This is a genomic window from Bradyrhizobium sp. AZCC 1610 (genome assembly GCF_036924515.1).
In the GTDB taxonomy this organism is placed as follows: Bacteria; Pseudomonadota; Alphaproteobacteria; order Rhizobiales; family Xanthobacteraceae; genus Bradyrhizobium.
Map to the genome: position 1 here is coordinate 1,642,774 of NZ_JAZHRR010000001.1, position 18,748 is coordinate 1,661,521.

At 63.3% G+C, this 18,748-nt stretch carries 16 protein-coding genes; 12 read left to right on the forward strand and 4 right to left on the reverse strand.

Annotation, left to right across the window (positions count from 1 at the left end; genetic code table 11):
- Positions 1-311: 311 nt before the first annotated feature.
- Positions 312-1,742, forward strand: a complete 1,431-nt coding sequence (locus V1279_RS07975; RefSeq protein WP_334434135.1) for an aldehyde dehydrogenase family protein — start codon at positions 312-314, stop codon at positions 1,740-1,742.
- A 150-nt stretch (positions 1,743-1,892) separates the two neighbouring features.
- Positions 1,893-2,783 carry a subclass B3 metallo-beta-lactamase gene (gene bla / locus V1279_RS07980; protein ID WP_334434137.1) on the forward strand — a complete coding sequence of 297 codons (891 nt, stop codon included), beginning with the start codon at positions 1,893-1,895 and terminating at the stop codon, positions 2,781-2,783.
- 25 nt (positions 2,784-2,808) lie between these two features.
- On the opposite strand, the gene V1279_RS07985 is transcribed toward bla, so the two are convergent.
- Positions 2,809-3,777: an SMP-30/gluconolactonase/LRE family protein gene (locus V1279_RS07985; protein WP_334434139.1), complete on the reverse strand. Its 969-nt coding sequence runs from the start codon at positions 3,775-3,777 to the stop codon at positions 2,809-2,811.
- Positions 3,778-3,870: 93 nt separating this feature from the next.
- Between V1279_RS07985 and V1279_RS07990 the strand changes: the two genes are divergently transcribed.
- The 3 genes from V1279_RS07990 (at position 3,871) to V1279_RS08000 (ending at position 7,913) form a co-directional block, all read left to right on the forward strand.
- Positions 3,871-4,689, forward strand: a complete 819-nt coding sequence (locus V1279_RS07990) for an NAD-dependent epimerase/dehydratase family protein (protein WP_334434141.1) — start codon at positions 3,871-3,873, stop codon at positions 4,687-4,689.
- 124 nt (positions 4,690-4,813) lie between these two features.
- Positions 4,814-6,520 (forward strand): IlvD/Edd family dehydratase, encoded by a 1,707-nt coding sequence (locus V1279_RS07995; protein WP_334434143.1) that lies wholly within the window; start codon positions 4,814-4,816, stop codon positions 6,518-6,520.
- Between the two features lie 91 nt (positions 6,521-6,611).
- Positions 6,612-7,913 carry an IS1182 family transposase gene (locus tag V1279_RS08000; protein ID WP_334434145.1) on the forward strand — a complete coding sequence of 434 codons (1,302 nt, stop codon included), beginning with the start codon at positions 6,612-6,614 and terminating at the stop codon, positions 7,911-7,913.
- A 264-nt stretch (positions 7,914-8,177) separates the two neighbouring features.
- On the opposite strand, the gene V1279_RS08005 is transcribed toward V1279_RS08000, so the two are convergent.
- Positions 8,178-8,975 (reverse strand): enoyl-CoA hydratase/isomerase family protein, encoded by a 798-nt coding sequence (locus V1279_RS08005; protein WP_334434147.1) that lies wholly within the window; start codon positions 8,973-8,975, stop codon positions 8,178-8,180.
- 268 nt (positions 8,976-9,243) lie between these two features.
- On the opposite strand from V1279_RS08005, the gene V1279_RS08010 reads away from it, so the two are divergent.
- On the forward strand, positions 9,244-10,464 hold the full coding sequence (locus V1279_RS08010; RefSeq protein WP_334434149.1) for an NAD(P)/FAD-dependent oxidoreductase: 1,221 nt from the start codon (positions 9,244-9,246) through the stop codon (positions 10,462-10,464).
- A gap of 40 nt (positions 10,465-10,504) precedes the next feature.
- Here the strand turns inward: V1279_RS08010 and rbsK are convergent, their stop codons facing one another.
- Positions 10,505-11,419 (reverse strand): ribokinase, encoded by a 915-nt coding sequence (gene rbsK / locus V1279_RS08015; RefSeq protein WP_334434151.1) that lies wholly within the window; start codon positions 11,417-11,419, stop codon positions 10,505-10,507.
- A gap of 125 nt (positions 11,420-11,544) precedes the next feature.
- Entirely contained in the window at positions 11,545-12,438 is an 894-nt protein-coding gene (locus V1279_RS08020; protein WP_334434153.1) for a sugar kinase, read from the reverse strand.
- 225 nt (positions 12,439-12,663) lie between these two features.
- Between V1279_RS08020 and V1279_RS08025 the strand changes: the two genes are divergently transcribed.
- From V1279_RS08025 to V1279_RS08050, 6 genes are all read left to right on the forward strand, one after another.
- Positions 12,664-13,923: a Glu/Leu/Phe/Val family dehydrogenase gene (locus V1279_RS08025; protein ID WP_334434155.1), complete on the forward strand. Its 1,260-nt coding sequence runs from the start codon at positions 12,664-12,666 to the stop codon at positions 13,921-13,923.
- Positions 13,920-14,768, forward strand: coding sequence for a VOC family protein (locus V1279_RS08030; RefSeq protein WP_334434157.1), 849 nt, complete (start codon positions 13,920-13,922; stop codon positions 14,766-14,768). The genes V1279_RS08025 and V1279_RS08030 overlap by 4 nt, the downstream gene beginning before the upstream one ends.
- A gap of 88 nt (positions 14,769-14,856) precedes the next feature.
- Positions 14,857-15,564 (forward strand): TetR/AcrR family transcriptional regulator, encoded by a 708-nt coding sequence (locus tag V1279_RS08035; RefSeq protein ID WP_334434159.1) that lies wholly within the window; start codon positions 14,857-14,859, stop codon positions 15,562-15,564.
- Positions 15,565-15,840: 276 nt separating this feature from the next.
- Positions 15,841-16,650: an ABC transporter permease gene (locus tag V1279_RS08040; protein ID WP_334434161.1), complete on the forward strand. Its 810-nt coding sequence runs from the start codon at positions 15,841-15,843 to the stop codon at positions 16,648-16,650.
- 55 nt (positions 16,651-16,705) lie between these two features.
- Positions 16,706-17,704, forward strand: coding sequence for an ABC transporter substrate-binding protein (locus V1279_RS08045; protein WP_334434163.1), 999 nt, complete (start codon positions 16,706-16,708; stop codon positions 17,702-17,704).
- Between the two features lie 187 nt (positions 17,705-17,891).
- Positions 17,892-18,740, forward strand: coding sequence for an ABC transporter ATP-binding protein (locus V1279_RS08050; RefSeq protein ID WP_334434165.1), 849 nt, complete (start codon positions 17,892-17,894; stop codon positions 18,738-18,740).
- Positions 18,741-18,748 lie beyond the last annotated feature (8 nt).

Genomic DNA, 18,748 nt, shown 5'->3' on the forward strand with positions numbered 1-18,748 from the left:
CCCCGGCTTAGCAGCGCACCGCTCCGCGCTGCGCAGCATCCGGGGCACGAGACGCGATATTTCGTGTCCCGGACGCGGCGCGGCACGTAGTGACGCGACGCTGAGCCGGGACCCAAGATGCCACGCGCCCCAGCCTTTGCGAGGATGACGACGAGCACCTTGCCACCCTCCTATCCCCGTCCTTATATCCAGCGCCTGCCGCATCGCGGCACCCCGCATATGGCGGGTTCAACTGCCCTGGCTTTCGTGCAAGGATGCCTGCCGAACGCTACCGTTCCTCCCTCCATTACTCCGAGATAAAGAGGTTTCCGATGGTCAATCGCATGCAATTCTACATCGATGGCGCCTGGGTCGATCCCGCCGTCAAGAAGTCCACCCCCGTCGTCAATCCGGCGACCGAAGAAGCGATGTACGAAGTTGCGCTCGGCTCCAAGGCCGACGTCGACAAGGCCGTCGCCGCCGCCAAACGCGCCTTCGTGACCTATTCGCAGACCAGCCGCGAGGAGCGCATCGCGCTGTTCGAGAAGATCATCGAGATCTACAAGACCCGCATGAAGGACATCGGCGCCGCCGTGTCCGACGAGATGGGCGCGCCGCTGCCGATGGCCGAACGGCTGCAGGCCGGCGCCGGCCTTGGCCACATCGCTTCCACGCTGGAAGTGTTGAAGAACTATCATTTCGAGGAAAACGTCGGCACCGCCGTGGTGCTGCGCGAGCCGGTCGGCGTCATCGGTATGATCACGCCGTGGAACTGGCCGCTCAACCAGATCGCCTGCAAGGTCGCGCCCGCGCTCGCCGCCGGCTGCACCATGATCCTCAAGCCCTCGGAATTCACGCCGACCTCGGCGTTGATCTTCGCCGAAATCCTGCATGAAGCCGGCGTGCCGAAGGGCGTGTTCAACCTGCTCAACGGCCTCGGCCCCGAAGTCGGCGCCGCGATGAGCGAGCATCCTGACATCGACATGATCTCGTTCACCGGTTCGACCCGCGCCGGCGTCGATGTCGCCAAGCGCGCCGCCCCGACCGTCAAGCGCGTCAGCCAGGAACTGGGCGGCAAGTCGCCGAACGTCATCCTCGAAGGCGCCGACCTCGCCAAGGCGGTCACCGGTGGCGTGATGCACATGTTCAACAACTCCGGACAGTCGTGCAACGCGCCGTCGCGGATGATCGTGCCGCTGTCGAAGATGAAGGAAGTCGCCGCGATCGCAAAAGCGGTCGCCGACAAGACCAAGGCGGGTGATCCCCGCGCCGAAGGGACCACCATCGGTCCGGTGGTGTCGCGTATCCAGTGGGACAAGATCCAGGCGCTGATCAAAAAAGGCATCGACGAAGGCGCGACGCTGGTCGCCGGCGGTCCCGGTCTGCCTGAGGGCGTCAACAAGGGCTTCTACGTGCGCCCGACCATCTTCGCCGACGTCACCAACGACATGACGATCGCCCGCGAGGAAATCTTCGGGCCCGTGCTCACTATCATCGGCGCCAAGGATGAAGCCGATGCGGTGAAGATCGCCAACGATACGCCCTATGGTCTCGCCGGTTACGTCTCGGGCGATACGGTGGAAAGCGCGCGCCGGGTGGCCCGCCAGATCCGCGCCGGCAACATCAACCTGCAGGGCGTGCCGAACGACCGCACCGCGCCGTTCGGCGGCTACAAGCAGTCCGGCAACGGCCGCGAATGGGGCAAGTACGGCCTTGAGGAATATCTCGAGGTGAAGGCCGTCGCCGGCTACAACGCGGCGTAAATTGATGCGGCGTTCGCGCCGTGTGTGAAAGATGCCGGCTGCCGAAAGGCGGCCGGCATTTTTTTGACCAGAATCACCGTCAGGCTAAGACTCACGTCGATGCCGCAGCCGACACGGCGACGACGCAACAAGAAAAGATGGAGGATGCCCGTGAAGAAAATCGCCGTCGCGCTTGTTGCGCTGCTGCCGCTTGCCGGGACAGTGCAGGCCCAGACCGTCAAGGATCTGCTCGCGGCCCTCAAGGTAAAGTGGAACACGCCGACCGAGCCGTTCAAGATGATCGGCAGCGTCTATTATGTCGGAACCGACGGCCTGGCGTCCTACCTGATCACGTCTCCGCAAGGCCATATCCTGGTGGATACGGTGATGCCGGAAGCAACCTCGCAGATCAAAGCGAACGTCGAGAAATTGGGCTTCAAGGTCACCGACATCAAATATCTCCTCAATACCCACGCGCATATCGATCACACCGGCGGCCTCGCCGAAATGAAACAGGCCAGCGGCGGCCAGCTTGTCGCCGGCGACGCCGACAAGCCGCTGCTCGAAGGCGGCTACTATCCGGGCGCGCGGGAAGATACCGCGCTGGCGTTTCCGCCGGTGAAGGTGGATCGCACGGTGCGCGAAGGCGACACGGTTACGGTGGGGGATGTCACGCTGACCGCCCGTGAAACGCCCGGCCATTCGCCGGGCTGCACGAGCTGGGCGTTCTCGGTGAAGGATGGTGACGCAACGCGCTCCGTCCTCATCTTCTGCAGCGGCACCGTGGCGCTGAACCGGCTCGTGACCAACCCGACCTATCCCGGGATCGTTACCGATTACCGGCAGACATTCGCGCGGGCAAAGGACATGAAGGTGGATGTGCTGCTCGCGCCGCATCCGGAAATGTACAAGATGGCGGAGAAGCGCGACAAGCTCGCCGACGGCGGGCCCAATCCGTTCGTCAATCCCGGCGAGTTCAACGCCTACGCCGCGACGCTGGAAAAGGCGTTTGAGGACGCGCTCGTCAAGCAAACCGCCGCCGCACAGGAAAAGAAGGGATGAATTGACGCGTGAGGGGCGCTCGGACTTATCCTCCCGGCGCGCCTTGCGTGTTCACGTACAGCGCGTAGATCGACTGACTCGCGGCCATGAACAGACGGTTGCGCTTCAATCCGCCGAAGCAGAGGTTGGCGCAGCGCTCGGGCAGCGCGATGCGGCCGATCATGACGCCATCGGGCGCGAACACCACGACGCCGTCGAGTTCGGGATCGCCCATGCCCCAGCCGCACCACAGATTGCCATCGATGTCGCAGCGCATGCCGTCCGGCGTGCCGGGGCCGGCATCGACGAGGACGCGCTTGTTGGAAAGCTTGTCGCCGCTGGCCGCGACGTCATAGGCGAGAATCTTGCGGTTCGGTACGCCGCGGGATTCGATGATGTAGAGGATCTTCTCGTCCGGCGAAAAGCACAGCCCGTTCGGCCCGAGCACGCCCTCGGCGACGATGGTGGCTTTGCCGGTCGCGCCGTCGATCCGGTAGACATTGGCGTCGATCTCGGGCTCGGCCTTGTAGCCCTCGTAGTTGCCGAGCAGGCCGAATACCGGATCGGTAAACCAGATCGAGCTGTCGGACTTCACGATGACGTCGTTCGGCGAGTTCAGCCGCTTGCCGTCAAAGGAATCCATCAGCACCGTGATCGATCCGTCATATTCGGTGCGGGTCACCCGCCGCCCGCCATGCTCGCAGGTCACGAGCCGCCCCTGGCGGTCGCGGGTATTGCCATTGGCGAAGTTGGACGGCTTGCGGAAGATGCTGACGTGGCCGGTCTCCTCCTCCCACTTGATGATGCGCTGGTTCGGAATGTCGCTGCACAGGAGATACCGCCCGTCGCCGACCCACACCGGCCCTTCGGCCCAGCGCAGGCCGGTGGTCAGCCGCTCCACCGCCGACAGCTTGAGCCAATATTTTTCAAAGCGCGGATCGAGGGCTTGAATGGCCGGATCGGGGTAATACGTCGCCGGACGCCAGCCGGCGGAGTGCGATGCTGCATCGGACATTTGCTGTTCTCGTTGTTGCGTTTCCCTGACAGTTGGATTTGCTATCATTGTCGGCTAATGACCGCAAATCGGTCGAGAGATAAGAGGAACGAAATGCCACGCATATTGATGACCGGCGCCGCCGGCGGGATCGGCACGAGCCTGCGCAAGCTGCTGCCGCCGATCTATCCGGACCTGCTGCTGAGCGATCTGAAGGCGCCGGCCGATCTCGGCAAGGACGAGAAGTTCAAGGCGGCCGATCTCGCCGATCTGGCCCAGGTCGAGGCGATCTGCGAAGGCGTCGACGGTATCCTGCATTTCGGCGGCTATTCGGTCGAAGGTCCCTGGGATTCGATCCTGCAGGCCAACATCATCGGCGGCTACAATCTGTTCGAGGCCGCACGCAAGAAGGGCGTCAAACGCGTGGTGTTCGCCTCGTCGAACCATGCGGTCGGCTTCTACCCGCGCCATCACCGGATCGGCACCGACGTTACCGCGCGCCCAGACAGCCGCTACGGCGTCAGCAAGGTGTTCGGCGAGGCGGTGGGTGCGCTCTATGCCGACAAGCATGGACTGGGTGTCACCTGCATCCGTATCGGCAATTTCGGCGAGATGCCGCTCGATCATCGGCGCCTGTCGATCTGGCTGAAGCCGGAGGACCTGGTGCAGCTCTGCCGCATCGGGCTCGATCATCCCGATATTCACTTCGAGATCTTCTACGGCGCCTCCCACAACGAGCGTGCCTGGTGGGACAACCATCGCGCCTACGAGCTCGGCTACCGGCCGACCGGCCGCGGAGAGGATTTTCGCGAACACGCGATGGCCGAGCAGGCCAAGCTGAGGCCGGATCCGGTCGGCGATTACTACCAGGGCGGTACGTTCTGCAGCACGGAGTTCGACGGCGACAAGAACAGGATTATCGACTGGAAGTGAGAACTCTAATTCCGGGTCATGCGCCCTTGCGGCGCGGCCCCGGAAACCATACTGACGATCATACCGTGGCCCGGGCTCACCAGGGCGCCCGGAAGCTAAAGCCTCGAAGACAGGAAGCAAGAAAATGGCCGACGGACTTCGCAAGGGACTGACGAGCTATGGCGATGCTGGCTTCTCGCTGTTCCTGCGCAAGGCCTTCATCAAGGCCATGGGCTATTCGGATGATGCGCTGAACAGGCCGATCGTCGGCATCACCAATACCTATAGCGACTACAATCCCTGTCACGGCAACGTTCCGCAGATCATCGAAGCGGTGAAGCGCGGCGCAATGCTGAGCGGCGCAACGCCGATGGTGTTCCCGACCATCTCGATCGCCGAGAGCTTTGCCTATCCGACCTCGATGTATCTGCGCAACCTGATGGCGATGGATACCGAGGAGATGATCCGCGCCCAGCCGATGGACGCCGTGGTCGTGATCGGCGGTTGCGACAAGACCTTGCCGGCGCAGATCATGGCAGCCGTCTCCGCCGACCTGCCGACCGTCGTCATTCCCGTGGGGCCGATGGTGGTCGGGCATCACAAGGGCGAGGTGCTCGGCGCCTGCACCGATTGCCGGCGGCTCTGGGCGAAATATCGCGCCGGCGAAATCGACGACAACGAGATCGAAGCCGTCAACGGCCGGCTTGCGCCCTCAGTCGGCACCTGCATGGTGATGGGCACCGCGAGCACCATGGCGTGCATCACCGAGGCGCTCGGTCTGTCGCTGCCGATGAGCGCGACGATCCCGGCGCCGCATGCCGAGCGCTTTCGCTCGGCGGAGGCGAGCGGCAGGGTGGCGGCCGCGATGGCGATGGCGAAGGGGCCAAAGCCGAGCGAATTGTTGACGCCCGCCTCGTTCCGCAACGCGCAGGTGGTGCTGCAGGCGATCGGCGGCTCGACCAACGGGCTCATTCATCTGACGGCAATCGCTAACCGCACCAAACACCGCATCGATCTCGAGACTTTCGACAAGCTCGGCCGCGAGGTGCCCGTGCTGATCGACCTGAAACCGTCAGGCGAGCATTACATGGAGCATTTCCATCATGCCGGCGGCGTGCCCAAACTGATGGCGCAGCTTGGCAATCTCATCGACCTCGGTGCCAAAACCATTACGGGGCAAACGCTGCGTGATGTCGTAGCCCTCGCCGAGGAAGTGCCGGGACAAGACGCCATCCGTCCGCGCGACAATCCGATCAAGAGCGAAGGCGCAATGGCGGTGCTGCACGGCAATCTTGCGCCGCGCGGAGCCGTCATCAAGCATTCGGCGGCAAGTCCGAAACTGCTGCAGCATACGGGGCGTGCCGTAGTGTTCGAATCCGTGGAGGACATGACGCTGCGGGTCGACGATCCCGATCTCGATGTCAACGCCGATGACGTGCTGGTGCTGCGCAATGCCGGTCCCAAGGGTGCGCCCGGAATGCCAGAGGCTGGCTATCTGCCGATCCCGAAGAAACTCGCGCGCGGCGGCACGAAGGACATGGTGCGGATATCTGACGCGCGCATGAGTGGCACCGCGTTCGGCACCATCGTGCTGCACATCACGCCGGAATCCGCCGTGGGCGGTCCGCTGGCGCTGGTGAAGAACGGCGACATGATCCGCCTCGATGTTGCGAAACGCAGCATCGATGTGCTGGTCGACGAGGCGGAGCTGGAGCAGCGCCGCGCAGCGCTTGCGCCGGCCGTCACACCCGAATGGGCCAAGCGCGGCTACGCGCATCTGTTCAACGAGACGATTCTGCAGGCCGACGAAGGCTGCGACTTCGATTTCATGCGGGGGCAGGGCAGGGACTAGGTCAATGTCGTCCCTGCGAACGAGCCTGTGAGGGAATAGGATTGAGCGGCTGGTTGCGCTGTGATTCACTTGCATCGAACGAGGTTATTCGATGAGCAGTGACGCACGGTTTATTCAGGCTGATCGGACGCAGGCGCAGTGGGACTTTGTGGATTTGGAAGCTCTGGTTCCGAGCGACCATCGCGCCCGCATTGTGATGAGTTTTGTGGAGAGCTTGGACCTTTCGCAGCTTTACGAGGCGATCAAGGCCCGTGAAGGGGAACCTGGACGCCCGCCGCCCGATCCGGCGGTTCTATTGGCGCTTTGGCTCTATGCGACGATCGAAGGAGTAGGTTCGGCTCGGCAACTTGAACGGCTTGCACGGCACGATCCGGCGTACCGCTGGATCGCCGGCGGGGTACCGCTCAACTATCACGGACTTGCGGACTTCCGGGTTGCGCATGTGGAGGTTCTCGATCGGCTTCTGACGGAGAGCGTAACGGCGTTGATTGCCGAAGGGGTGGTGTCGCTTGCCGAGATTGCGGTGGACGGCACCAAGGTTCGAGCGAATGCCAGCCGTGAATCGTTCAAGCGCGGCAGCAGGCTTGATCGTATTGAAGCTGCCGTGGAGCAGCGGCTTGCGGCGCTCAAGGCGGAAACCGAGAGCGATCCGGAGGCGTCTTCGCGCCGCAAGCGGGCGGCGCAGGAGCGAGGGTCTCGGGAAGTGAAGGAACGCGCCGAACGCGCGCGGGCAGCGCTTGAGCGGATGCGGGCGGAGAAGGCGAAACGAGAAAAGACCCATGCCAAGGACGAGGCGAAGAAGTCTGAGCCGAAAGTCTCGCTGAGTGATCCGCAGGCGCGCTCGATGCGCTTTCCGGACGGGGCCATTCGTCCGGCCTATAATGCACAGATCGCGGTGGCGCCCCGGCCAGGCATCATTGTCGCAGTAGAGATGACGGATCGACGCAACGATGCCGGCCTGGCGATGCCGATGGTGGATCAGTTGGTGAACCGCTACGGCAAAGCACCACAGACGCTTCTCATCGACACCCGTTACGCGACTGCCGAGGACATCGCCACTCTGTCGGAGCATGCGGCCGGACCGGTGAAGGTCTATACGCCACCACCTTCAGACCGTCAGGATGTCAAACCCGAGACGCTTGTCAGGCGGGCCAGAGCGCGGGCCCGCGAGCCTGACAGTGTCAAAGAGTGGCGCAGTCGGATGGCGACGCAGGCGGGCACCGACGTGTACGCACGGCGCAAGCTCATCGAGCGGATCAACGCCAACCTCAAAAACCACGGCTTCGGCTTCATTCCGGTGCGTGGCCTGATCAAGGCCGCGGCAGTGGCGCTCTGGCATGCGCTCGCCAATAATCTGCTGGCCGCGCACCGGCTGCGAAGCAGACCCACGTGACCAGAGTTCGACGGAGAGAGCCAGTGAGGTAACCGCATCAACCGACCGGCCCACCAAACGCCGCTCCGACATCGCTAGCGGCAACCCGCCCCTACTAAGCTCAATTCCCTCACAGGCTCGAACGCAGGGACCCATACCGCGTTGTCCTATCGATAGAAGCGCGATGGCTGACGTCTTCCAAACAATTAGTGCCGCGGCGTATGGGTCCCTGCGTTCGCAGGGACGACATCGCGAGTGGTGCGCCAGCTAACGCCGCCACCGATTTCACTTCGACTTGCTGGTGAATTTCTTCACTGCGACGCGGAACTCATCGGTGTGCATGGCGTCGATGATCTTCGCTTCTTCGGCGTCGAGTTGCTGCCTGGTCGGCGTAACCGCGGCCTGATAGACCAGCGACTTGGTACCTGCGATCGCCGCGGGCGGGTTCTGCGCCAGCCGTTCGGCGAATTTGCGCGTCTCCCCCTTCAGTTCCGCTGCCGGAACGACGCGGGCGACCAGGCCCCATTCATAGGCCTGTTGCGCGGTAAAACTGTCTTCCGCCAAGAATAGCTGCAGCGCGCGCCGGGTGCCGACGGTGCCGACCACGCCGACCGTGCTGCCGCCATCCGGCGAGACGCCGATCTTGGCGTAAGCCGGCGTGAAGCGGGCGTCATCGGCGGCAATGCAGAGGTCGGTGACGAAGGCCAGGCTCATGCCGGCACCGGCGGCGGAGCCGTGGACGCTGGAGAGAACGATCTTCGGCATCCGCCGCATCGTTTCGATAAAGGCGTGGTAGTGCTTCAGCAGCTCGCCGACCACGGGCGCGATGGTATCATTGGCAGCGGCAGCGCCGATGGTCTGCAGATCGCCGCCGGCCGAGAAGGCACGGCCTTCGCCCTCGATCACCAGCACACGGATATCGTCGTTGCCCTCGACCTCCGCGCCGAGCTGCTCGAGCTTTTGCGCGATCGATAGATTGATGGAATTGAAGGCCGCAGGCCGGTTCAGAGTGATGGTGGCAATCGGGCCCTCGATCCTGAGCAGGGCAGGGGCGTTGGCGGCGGTATCATCGGAGGTCGGCATGGCTGGGCCTCGGCTCGGAACGGGGCCAGCATTTAAATAGCAGAAGGCAGGAGGTGACAATCCCCGGCGAGGTCCGCAAAATACCACGCAATCCTGCCTCTTGGGCCACGGCGCTCTTGCGTCTCTTCGCGCCATGAGGTCAGATAGGGCCTGTCATCGTTCGGAACGGACACGAGCGCCGCTTCCAAGGGACGAGACAGGCAAGCCAAAATCAGTGGAGAGGAAACGACATGGGTCATTCCCGTGCGCTCGAACGTAGGATGTGCCCATGACGGCAGGACCGGTTGTCATCATTGGCGCGGGCCACGCAGGCTTCCAGCTCGCGATGTCGCTGCGCCAGCACGGCTTTTCCGAACGTATCGCGCTGTTGAACGATGAAGGCCATCTGCCGTACCAGCGGCCGCCGCTATCCAAGGCCTATCTGAAAGGGACCGGCGGACCCGACAGCCTGATGTTCCGCCCGGAAAAATTCTATCATGACCAGAACATCGATCTGATCGCAGGTCGCGCGGTATCGATCGACCGCGCCGCGCGCAAGGTGTTGCTCGCCTCCGGCGCTTCACTCGATTACGGTCATCTGGTGCTGGCGACCGGCGCGCGCAATCGCCTGCTCGACATTCCCAACGCCAATCTTGACAGCGTGCGCTACTTGCGGACGCTCGACGAAAGCCAGTCGTTGCGCGACTACATCGCTCCGGGTCAGCGCGTCATCGTGATCGGCGCCGGATTTATCGGCCTGGAATTCGCTGCGACCGCCCGGGCCAAGGGCCTCGAAGTCGACGTCATCGAGCTCGCGCCGCGGGTGATGGCGCGCGCGGTGACTGCGGAAATCTCGGAATACTTTCAATCGCGGCACGCCGCGGCCGGCATCCGGATTCATCTCGGCGTGCAGGTCACGAGCATCGAGAGCGACGGCAGCAAGGTTACCGGGGTGAGCCTCAGCGACGGGCGGCATATCAAAACCGACCTGATCGTAGTCGGCGTCGGCGTCCTGCCCAACGTCGAACTGGCGGCGGAGGCCGGCTTGCCGGTGGCGGCCGGAATCGTTGTCGACGAGCATCTCCTCACGGCCGATCCGAATATTTCGGCGATTGGCGATTGCACGCTGTATGCGAGCCCACGGTTCGGCGGCTCGTTGCGGCTGGAGTCGGTGCAGAACGCCACCGACCACGCGCGTTGCGTCGCGGCCCGGCTGACTGGCGATGCCAAGCCGTACGACGGCTTGCCGTGGTTCTGGAGCGATCAGGGCCCCGACAAGCTGCAGATGGTGGGACTGACCACCGGCTACGACCGCGTTGCGGTGCGCGGCGATCGTGCCCAGGGGGCGTTCTCCGCGTTCTGCTACAGGGATGGGCAGCTCGTCGGCATCGAGTCGGTCAATCGCGCCGGCGATCACATGTTCGGACGGCGCCTGCTTGCCGCCCACGGCTCGATCACGCCCGAGCAGGCGGCAGATGCCGGCTTCGACCTGAAGGGTGCCCTGACTTAAGTCGGAGGATGATCCCGGATTTCGCTGCGCTGCATCCGGGCTACGAACGCAAAACCGCCGCCACTTCGGCCGCTGTCGGCATCGACGGTGCGGCGCCCATCCGCTGCACGCAGATCGATGCGGCGGCATTGGCGTAATCAAGCGCGTCGCGGATCGGCTTTCCATCGGCAAGCTGCGCGGCGAGGGCGCCGACAAAGCAATCGCCGGCGCCGGTGGTGTCCACCGCCTTCACAGCGCGCCCCGCAATCAACGAGGACTCACCGCCCACAAGCGCTAGCACGCCGCGCTTGCCCAGCGTAACGCAGATGATCTTGTTTGAAGCGGTTGGCAGGCGTCGCGCTGCTTCAATGAAACGGGCGGGCTCGTCGGTATCATGAAGTTCGGCCTGTGCGAGAAGCCCAAGCTCGGTCTCGTTGAGGATCATGATGTCAACGAGTTCGAGCAATTGCGGGCTGCAGGCCATCGCCGGCGCGGGATTGAGAATCGTGGTCGCCCCGGCCGCACGCGCCCGTTTGAAGAAGGCGGCGATCGTGGGCTGCGGAATTTCGAACTGGCTGACGGCGACGTCACCTTTGGCAAGGAGGGGCGCGGCGACATCCTCGGCACTGACCAGCGCATTGGCGCCGGGCACGACGACAATGGTGTTGTCGGCGTCGGCAATGGTGATCACGGCCGTCCCGGTATGGATATCCGCGGTGTCCTTGACCAGAGCGAGGTCGACGCCTTGCGCGGCGAGAAACTGCCGCAATTGCTGGCCGAACGCGTCCATGCCCAGTCGGCCGATCAGCGTCGACGGCGCCCCGAGTTTTGCGGCGGCCACGGCCTGGTTGGCGCCCTTGCCGCCTGGAAAATAATGCACGGCTTTGCCGGCGACGGTCTCGCCGACCTTCGGATGCCGGTCGGCCGTCGTCACCACATCCATGTTGATGCTGCCGGCAACGAACACGCGCCCCATGCTTGCAATTCCCCGTCTAGAGCCGTATCGGTCCTGATTCATCAGAACCGGCTCTAGTCCTTTTGCTTTGACGCGTTTTCACTACGCAAACCGGTACCCACTTTGCTCGAAAACGCTATGCCGTGTCAGGCGCTTATCCGAAACTCCCGCATGATCGCCTCGAGATCTGCCAGCATCGGCAGGCCGGCCTCGTTGCCGAGGCGCTGGATCTTGAAGGTCGAGGCAGCGCGCGCAAACTCGAAATGCTCCTGCCAGCTTTTAGCGGGATTGGCGAGATAGGAATAGACATACGCGCCGTGGAAGACGTCACCTGCGCCGTTGGTGTCGATGACGCGTTCGGACGGAATCGAAAGCGCGGGAAGGCGGCGGACGGCGCCGGTCTCGTCATACCAGAGCAGGCCCTTTTCACCCATGGTGACGCCGCCGATCCGGCAGCCGCGGCTCTTCAGGTAATCCAGCATGGCCTCCGGCGTCTTGTCCATCTGCTCGCACAGCCGCTCCGCCACGATGGCGACGTCGATGAATTCCAGGAGCTCATGTGTATTGGTGCGCAGGCCGCCGCCGTCGAGCGAGGTCAGGATGCCGGCCTCGCGGCAGAGTTTTGCGTAATGAATGGCGGCGTCCGGCTGATGGCCGTCGACATGCAGCGCGCGGCAGCCCTTCAAGTTCAGCATCGGGAAGGGATGAATGTGCTCGTCGTCGCGGCAGCGCACGATGGCGCGTTTGCCATCTTTCGGCATGATGAACGACAGCGACGAGGAGTTGACCTTGCGCGGATGGATCGAGATTCCGTATTTCGCGCTCATGTCCTGAAACATGCGGCCGAGCCAGTCGTTCGCCACCGTTGCGATCAGGTCGGGCACGACGCCGAGCTTGGCGCAGCAGAACGCCGCGGTGACGGCGTTGCCGCCAAACGACACGGCGTAGGCCGAGGCCACATGTTTTTCGTCGCCGGTCGGCATGTGGTCGGTGATGAAGGTAACGTCGATATAGGTCTGTCCGATGAAGAGAGCCTGCATTCGTTTTCCGTCATAAGCTGGGGGGTGTCCCGGCGCGGCGCAGATACATTAGCACCGGTTATCGGACGCATTCGCTGAAATTATTCGCAACCGTGCCGTCTTTGCAGCTTGAGATGGGAGTATGAGGAGAATACGACGACCGTCCTTAGGGATCTAGGCATACTGCCGTATAACGGCTGGCGGCTGCCCGGGTTTCCCGGCGGCGCCACAGAAGTGGAGGAAATGATGACCGTTTATTCCGGTCCGGTGTTCGACATGGCGGTTAACCAATTTGGCGTCATCGCCAACCATCTCGAAATCCCCATGGACGAGCGCGACCGAATCCTGATGCCGAAGCGGTCAGTTACCGTCTCATGCCCGATCCACCGCGACGACGGCACGGTCGCTGTGTTCGAAGGCTATCGCGTCCAGCATCACCTCACCCTCGGGCCGACCAAGGGCGGCACGCGGTTTGCGCCCTCCGTCGACATCGGCGAGGTAGCAGCGCTCGCGATCTGGATGAGCTGGAAATGTGCGCTGGTGGGGCTGCCCTATGGTGGCGCCAAGGGAGGAGTCAACGTCGATCTCGCCAAGATCTCCAAGCGCGAGCTGGAAGGGCTGTCGCGCCGCTACATGCAGGAGATGATTCCGTTCGTCGGCCCGCATACCGACGTGATGGCGCCTGACATGGGCACTAATGAGCAGGTGATGGCCTGGTTCATGGACACCTATTCGATGTACCAGGGCCGCACCGTGACCGAGATCGTGACCGGCAAGCCGGTATCGTCAGGCGGCACGCTTGGCCGGCGCGAAGCGACGGGGCGCGGCGTCGCCTATCTCGCCCGGCGCGTGCTGAAGGAGCTGTCGATCAATCCAGGCACCGCCACCGCCGTGATCCAGGGCTTTGGCAATGTCGGCTCCTATGCGGCGCTGGAGCTGCATCAGTATGGCCTGAAGATCATCGCGGTCAGCGATCACACCGGCGCGTTGCACGATCCGGCCGGGCTCGATATTCCCGCGCTGATGCGGCATGCCGGAGCGCATGGCAGCATCGCCGGATTCTCCAACCAGATGACTTTCGACCCCGAGCAAATCCTGACGTTGCCCTGCGACGTTCTGGTGCCGGCGGCGATGGAGCGGGTGATCGATGCCAGCGTCGCGGAAAATCTCAAATGTCGCGTGCTGGCCGAAGGCGCGAACGGCCCGACCACGCCGGAGGCCGACCTCGTGCTGGAAAAGCGCCAGGGCGAAGTGTTTTTGATTCCCGACATTCTCTGCAATTCCGGCGGCGTGGTGGTCAGCTACTTCGAATGGGTGCAGGACCTGCAGCAATTGTTCTGGGAGGAAGAGGAAGTGACGCGGCGCGAATACGCCATCCTCGATCGCGCCTTCGATACCATGGTGACGCGCGCCAAGGCGGACAATATCCCGCATCGGACCGCGGCGATGGCGATCGGCGTGGAGAAGGTCCGCGCCGCCAAGAACACGCGAGGCCTGTTCCCGTGATCACCGGCCTCGATCACGTCGTCGTTCTCACCGGCGATATCAACGCGGCCTCCGCGGCTTACCAGACCCTGTTTGCCCGCGCGCCGGCCTGGCAGAACAGCGGCGATGGCGCCGACCGCGTCCTGTTCACGCTCGACAACACGACGCTGGAATTGATGGCGCCGAGCGGCGAGGGCGCCAATGCGGCCCGGATTCGCGCGGTGCTTGCGGCCCAGGGCGAGGGACTCGCAAGCATCTGCTTCCGGACCGGCGATATCGCCAAAATGCATCGCAGACTCGACCGGCTCACGCTGAAGCCCGCTGCCATTGCCGAGGTCGAAAGCCGCGATGCGATCTCCGGCGCGACGCTGGCGTGGAAGCGGACCCGCGCGGCGACGGAGGCCACGCGCGGCGTCCGCATGTTCTTCCTCGAGCGTGACAAGGAGCGTCCGCTGTCGGTGCGAACCACGACCGGATCGATCACGGCGCTGGACCATGTCGTGGTCTCGACGTCAGACCCCGAACGGGCCGCAGCCCTCTATGGCGCGCGGCTCGGCCTCGACATGGCGCTCGACCGCTCGCACCCGGATTGGGGCCGGCTGATGTTCTTCCGCTGCGGCGACCTCATTGTCGAGGTGACGCACCGGCCGGGCACGCCGGCAGATACATCGCAGGACCAGCTGCGCGGCCTGTGCTGGCGTGTGGCCGACATCGACGCCACCCATGCGCGGCTAACTCAGGCAGGGGTCGACGTCTCGGAAGTCCGCACCGGCCGCAAGCCGGGGACGCGGGTTATGACGGTGCGCAGCGGCACGTCCGGCGTCCCGACGCTGCTGGTGCAGCCGTCGGCGGGGAAGGATGCATGAGGGGAGGGTAAGGAAATGCGGCAGGATTCATTCTCAAACCGCACCTTGCATGCTACAGCTTGGCCCATGCGAGCACCGGGCGACTGATTTGGCAAAGGCAAAACGCGTTCAGAAATGGCAGCGCGACCCCGCGGGCATGCGGCTGCGCATTCTCGAGGCCGCCAAGCAGGAATTCGCTGCCCATGGCCTGGCCGGCGCGCGCGTCGACCGCATCGCGGCCAATGCCGGCGCCAACAAGCGCATGCTGTATTACCATGTCGGCAACAAGGAAAACCTCTACCTCGCGGTGCTGGAAGGCGCCTATGAGAAGATCCGTTCTGAGGAGCGCGGGCTTGATCTTGAACATCTCGATCCGCCCGAGGCGATCGAGCGGCTGATCGACTTCACCTGGAACTATTTCCTCCGCAACCCGGAGTTTCTGGCGCTGCTCAACACCGAAAACCTCGCCAAAGCGCGCCATCTGAAGCGCTCGACCAAGGTCAAATCGATGCACTCGCCGTTCGTCGAGATGATCCGCACGGTGGTGACAAGAGGCGTCGAAAGCGGCGATTTTCGCGTGGCCATCGATCCCGTGCAGCTCTACATTTCGATTGCCGGGCTGTGCTTCTTCTATCTCTCCAACAGCGCGACACTCTCGGTGATCTTCGGCCGCGACCTCCTGAAGAAAGAGGCGAGGGACGAGCGCCTCGCCCATATGGTGGCGCTGGTGCTGGCGGCGCTCACGGGCAAGTCGACGGCGGATTTCGGCAAGCCGGCATTGCCCGGCGTGCGGTCGCCGGCGCATCAGCCGGTCTAACCCGTCGTTCCCTGCCAACGCAGGAACCCATAACCACCGATCTTGATTGTTGTCGTACCGGACGGCGGCCCCAGTCTTCGCAAAACAGGCGCCCGTGGTTATAGGCCCCTGCGTTCGCAGGGGCGACGGGATTCCGGGGGCATAACGCCCGGGGGGGGGGGCGCTTTCGCGGGAACGACGGCAGGAACGACAAAATACCGCACGAAAACCCGCTTGCTAGTATTTATCCAACGGGTTAATTTCGTTCCAGAAGAGACGATCATCAGGGAGCGGGACGTGGCCGAGCTGAAGCGCGAGAGTGGCGTGTCGAAAGCGCTGAATGCTGCATGGGTGCGGCCGTTTCTGTTCCTGCTTTTCATCGTTGTGATGTGGGACCTCACCATCCGCCTGTTCCAGATTCCGGCCTACCAGATCCCCGCGCCCGGCGATGTCGTGGCAGTGCTGTGGACGGACTGGCCGGAACTGCTGCGGCAGGCCTGGCCCACCACCTATGCCACCATTTGCGGCTTCCTGCTGTCGGCGGTGTTCGGCATTCCCGTCGCCATGCTGATTGCGGGATCGAAGACGGTGGAAAGCTACGTCTATCCGCTACTCGTATTCTCGCAATCGGTGCCGAAGATCGCGATCGCGCCGCTGTTCGTGGTGTGGTTCGGTTTCGGCATCATCCCGAAAGTGATCTCGGCATTCCTGCTCGGGTTTTTCCCGGTGGTGGTGTCTGCGGTGCAGGGCTTCAAATCGGTCGACCCTGACATGGTCGATCTCGCGCGAGCCATGCAGGGCAGCCGCTTCCGCGTATTTTGCGCCGTCAACCTGCCGCATGCGATGCCCGCGATCTTCTCCGGGCTGAAGGTCTCCATCACGCTCGCGGTCGTCGGCGCCGTGGTCGGCGAATTCGTCGGCTCCAATTCCGGCATCGGTTATGTGTTGCAGCGCTCGATCGGAACTTTTGATCTGCCGACGATGTTTGCCGCGCTGGTGATCCTGGCGCTGCTTGGCGTGGTCCTGTTCTGGATCGTCGACCGCATCGAAAGCCTCGTGATCCCCTGGCATGTCAGCCAGCGCGAGGACCTCATTTTTGCTTCGTAAGCCAAACCAAAAGCGGCCCACCAAGGTTCGCAACAACACCAACGGGAGGATGACCATGATACGAACGATAACGGCGATCTCCGCCGCGCTGATCTGGACCGCGCTTGCAGTGGTTCCCGCATCGGCCGCCGACAAGGTGGTGCTGATGCTGAACTGGTACGTCTATGGTGAGCACGCGCCGTTCTATTACGGCAAGGCCAAGGGCATCTATGCCGCCGAAGGCATCGACCTGGAGATCCAGGAAGGCCGCGGTTCGGCGGCGACCACGCAAGCGGTTGCGGCCAAGACCGCCAATTTCGGCTATGTCGACGTGCCCACGATGATGCGCGCGGCCGTGAAGGGCGCCCCGATCGTCGCCACCGGCGTATTGCTGCAGACCAGCCCGATGTCGGCGATGGGCTTTGTCGAAAAGAACATCAAGAAGCCCGAGGACATCAAGGGCAAGACGGTGGCGATCACGCCGGCCGATTCCATGACGCAGATCTGGCCGCTGTTCCTGAAGAAGACCGGTCTGAAGGAAAGCGATTTCCAGACGGTGGCGGGCGACGGCCAGACCAAGCTGAACGCCGTGATCAACGGCCAGGCTGATCTGTTGCTCGGCTACGTCATGGACCAGTCGATGAAGATCAAGGACGCCACCGGCAAGGACGTCAACGCGATCAAGTTCGCCGACTACGGCATCAACATGGTCTGCTCGGGCGTCGTCGCCAACACCGAGTTCGTCAAGGCCAACGCCGATCTGGTCAAGCGCTTCATGTCGGCGACCACCAAGGCGGTCGAAGCCGCCGAGAAGGACGCCAAGGGCGCCGCACAGTCGATCCTTGACGCCAACCCGAAGGGCGGCAAGATCGAGACGCTGACGAAGGGGTTCGAACTGACCATCCCGCTCTACCGCACGGCGGAAACCAAGAGCAAGCGGCCGTTCCAGGTCACCGACCAGAACATGACCGACACGGTCAACCTGATGGTCGAATATGGCGGATTGGACGCCAAGGCCAAGGACAATCCGAAGGCGTTTTACACCAACGACTACCTGCCGCAGGGCGGTTCGTGAGGGGCCTTGTGATCTCGTCGTCCCTGCGTAGTGCGCGGTTGCGCACGGAACAGGGACCTACAGCCACCGGCCTGCGTTGTTACAGAAGGTCTCCACCCCCGTGCCCGAACGAAAGGGCACGGCGCATGGGTCCCTGCGTTCGCAGGGGCGACGGGTGGAGAGACTTTTCTAAAGTGGACTTGGCTAAATGAATCCCGCGACCAAACCCACCGAGATCGACCAGCCAGGCGCGCATCTGCGCCTGGTGTCGGATCGCGCCGGCAGCGCGGCGCCTGGCATCACGCTGTCCGGCGTCTCAAAAACCTATCGTTCGCGCGACGGCGACGTGCCGTCGCTGCGGCCGCTGGATTTTCACATCAACGAGGGTGAGTTCTTCGTCGTGGTCGGCCCGTCCGGCTGCGGCAAGTCCACGCTCTTGAAGATGATCTCCGGACTGCTCGCGCCGTCGACCGGCGAAATACTGGTCGAGGGCGAACAGGTGACGAAGCCGCACGGCAATGTCGGCATCGTGTTCCAGAATGCGCTGCTGCTGCCATGGCGCAACATCCTGTCCAACGTGATGTTGCCGATCGACATGAAGAAACTGCCGCGCAACGAGTATCTGCCGCGGGCGAAAGCGTTGCTGAAACTGGTCGGCCTGGAAGGTTTCGAGAAGAAACTGCCTTGGCAGCTTTCGGGCGGCATGCAGCAACGCGCTTCGATCTGCCGCGCGCTGGTGCACGATCCCAAGATCATGCTGATGGACGAGCCGTTCGGCGCGCTCGACGCCATGACGCGCGAGAAGATGAATGTCGAGCTGATGCGCATCCAGCGCGAAACCGGCAAGACCGTGCTGCTGATCACGCATTCGATTCCGGAAGCGGTGTTTCTGGCCGACCGCGTGCTGGTCATGACTGAACGCCCCGGCGCGATCGCGGCGATCTACGACGTGCCGTTGCCTCGCCCGCGCTCGCTGGACGCGATGGCTGATCCCGCCTTCACCGAACTGGTGCAGCGCATTCGCAAGCATTTCTTCACCCAAAGCGCGCTGGACTGAGACAGGCT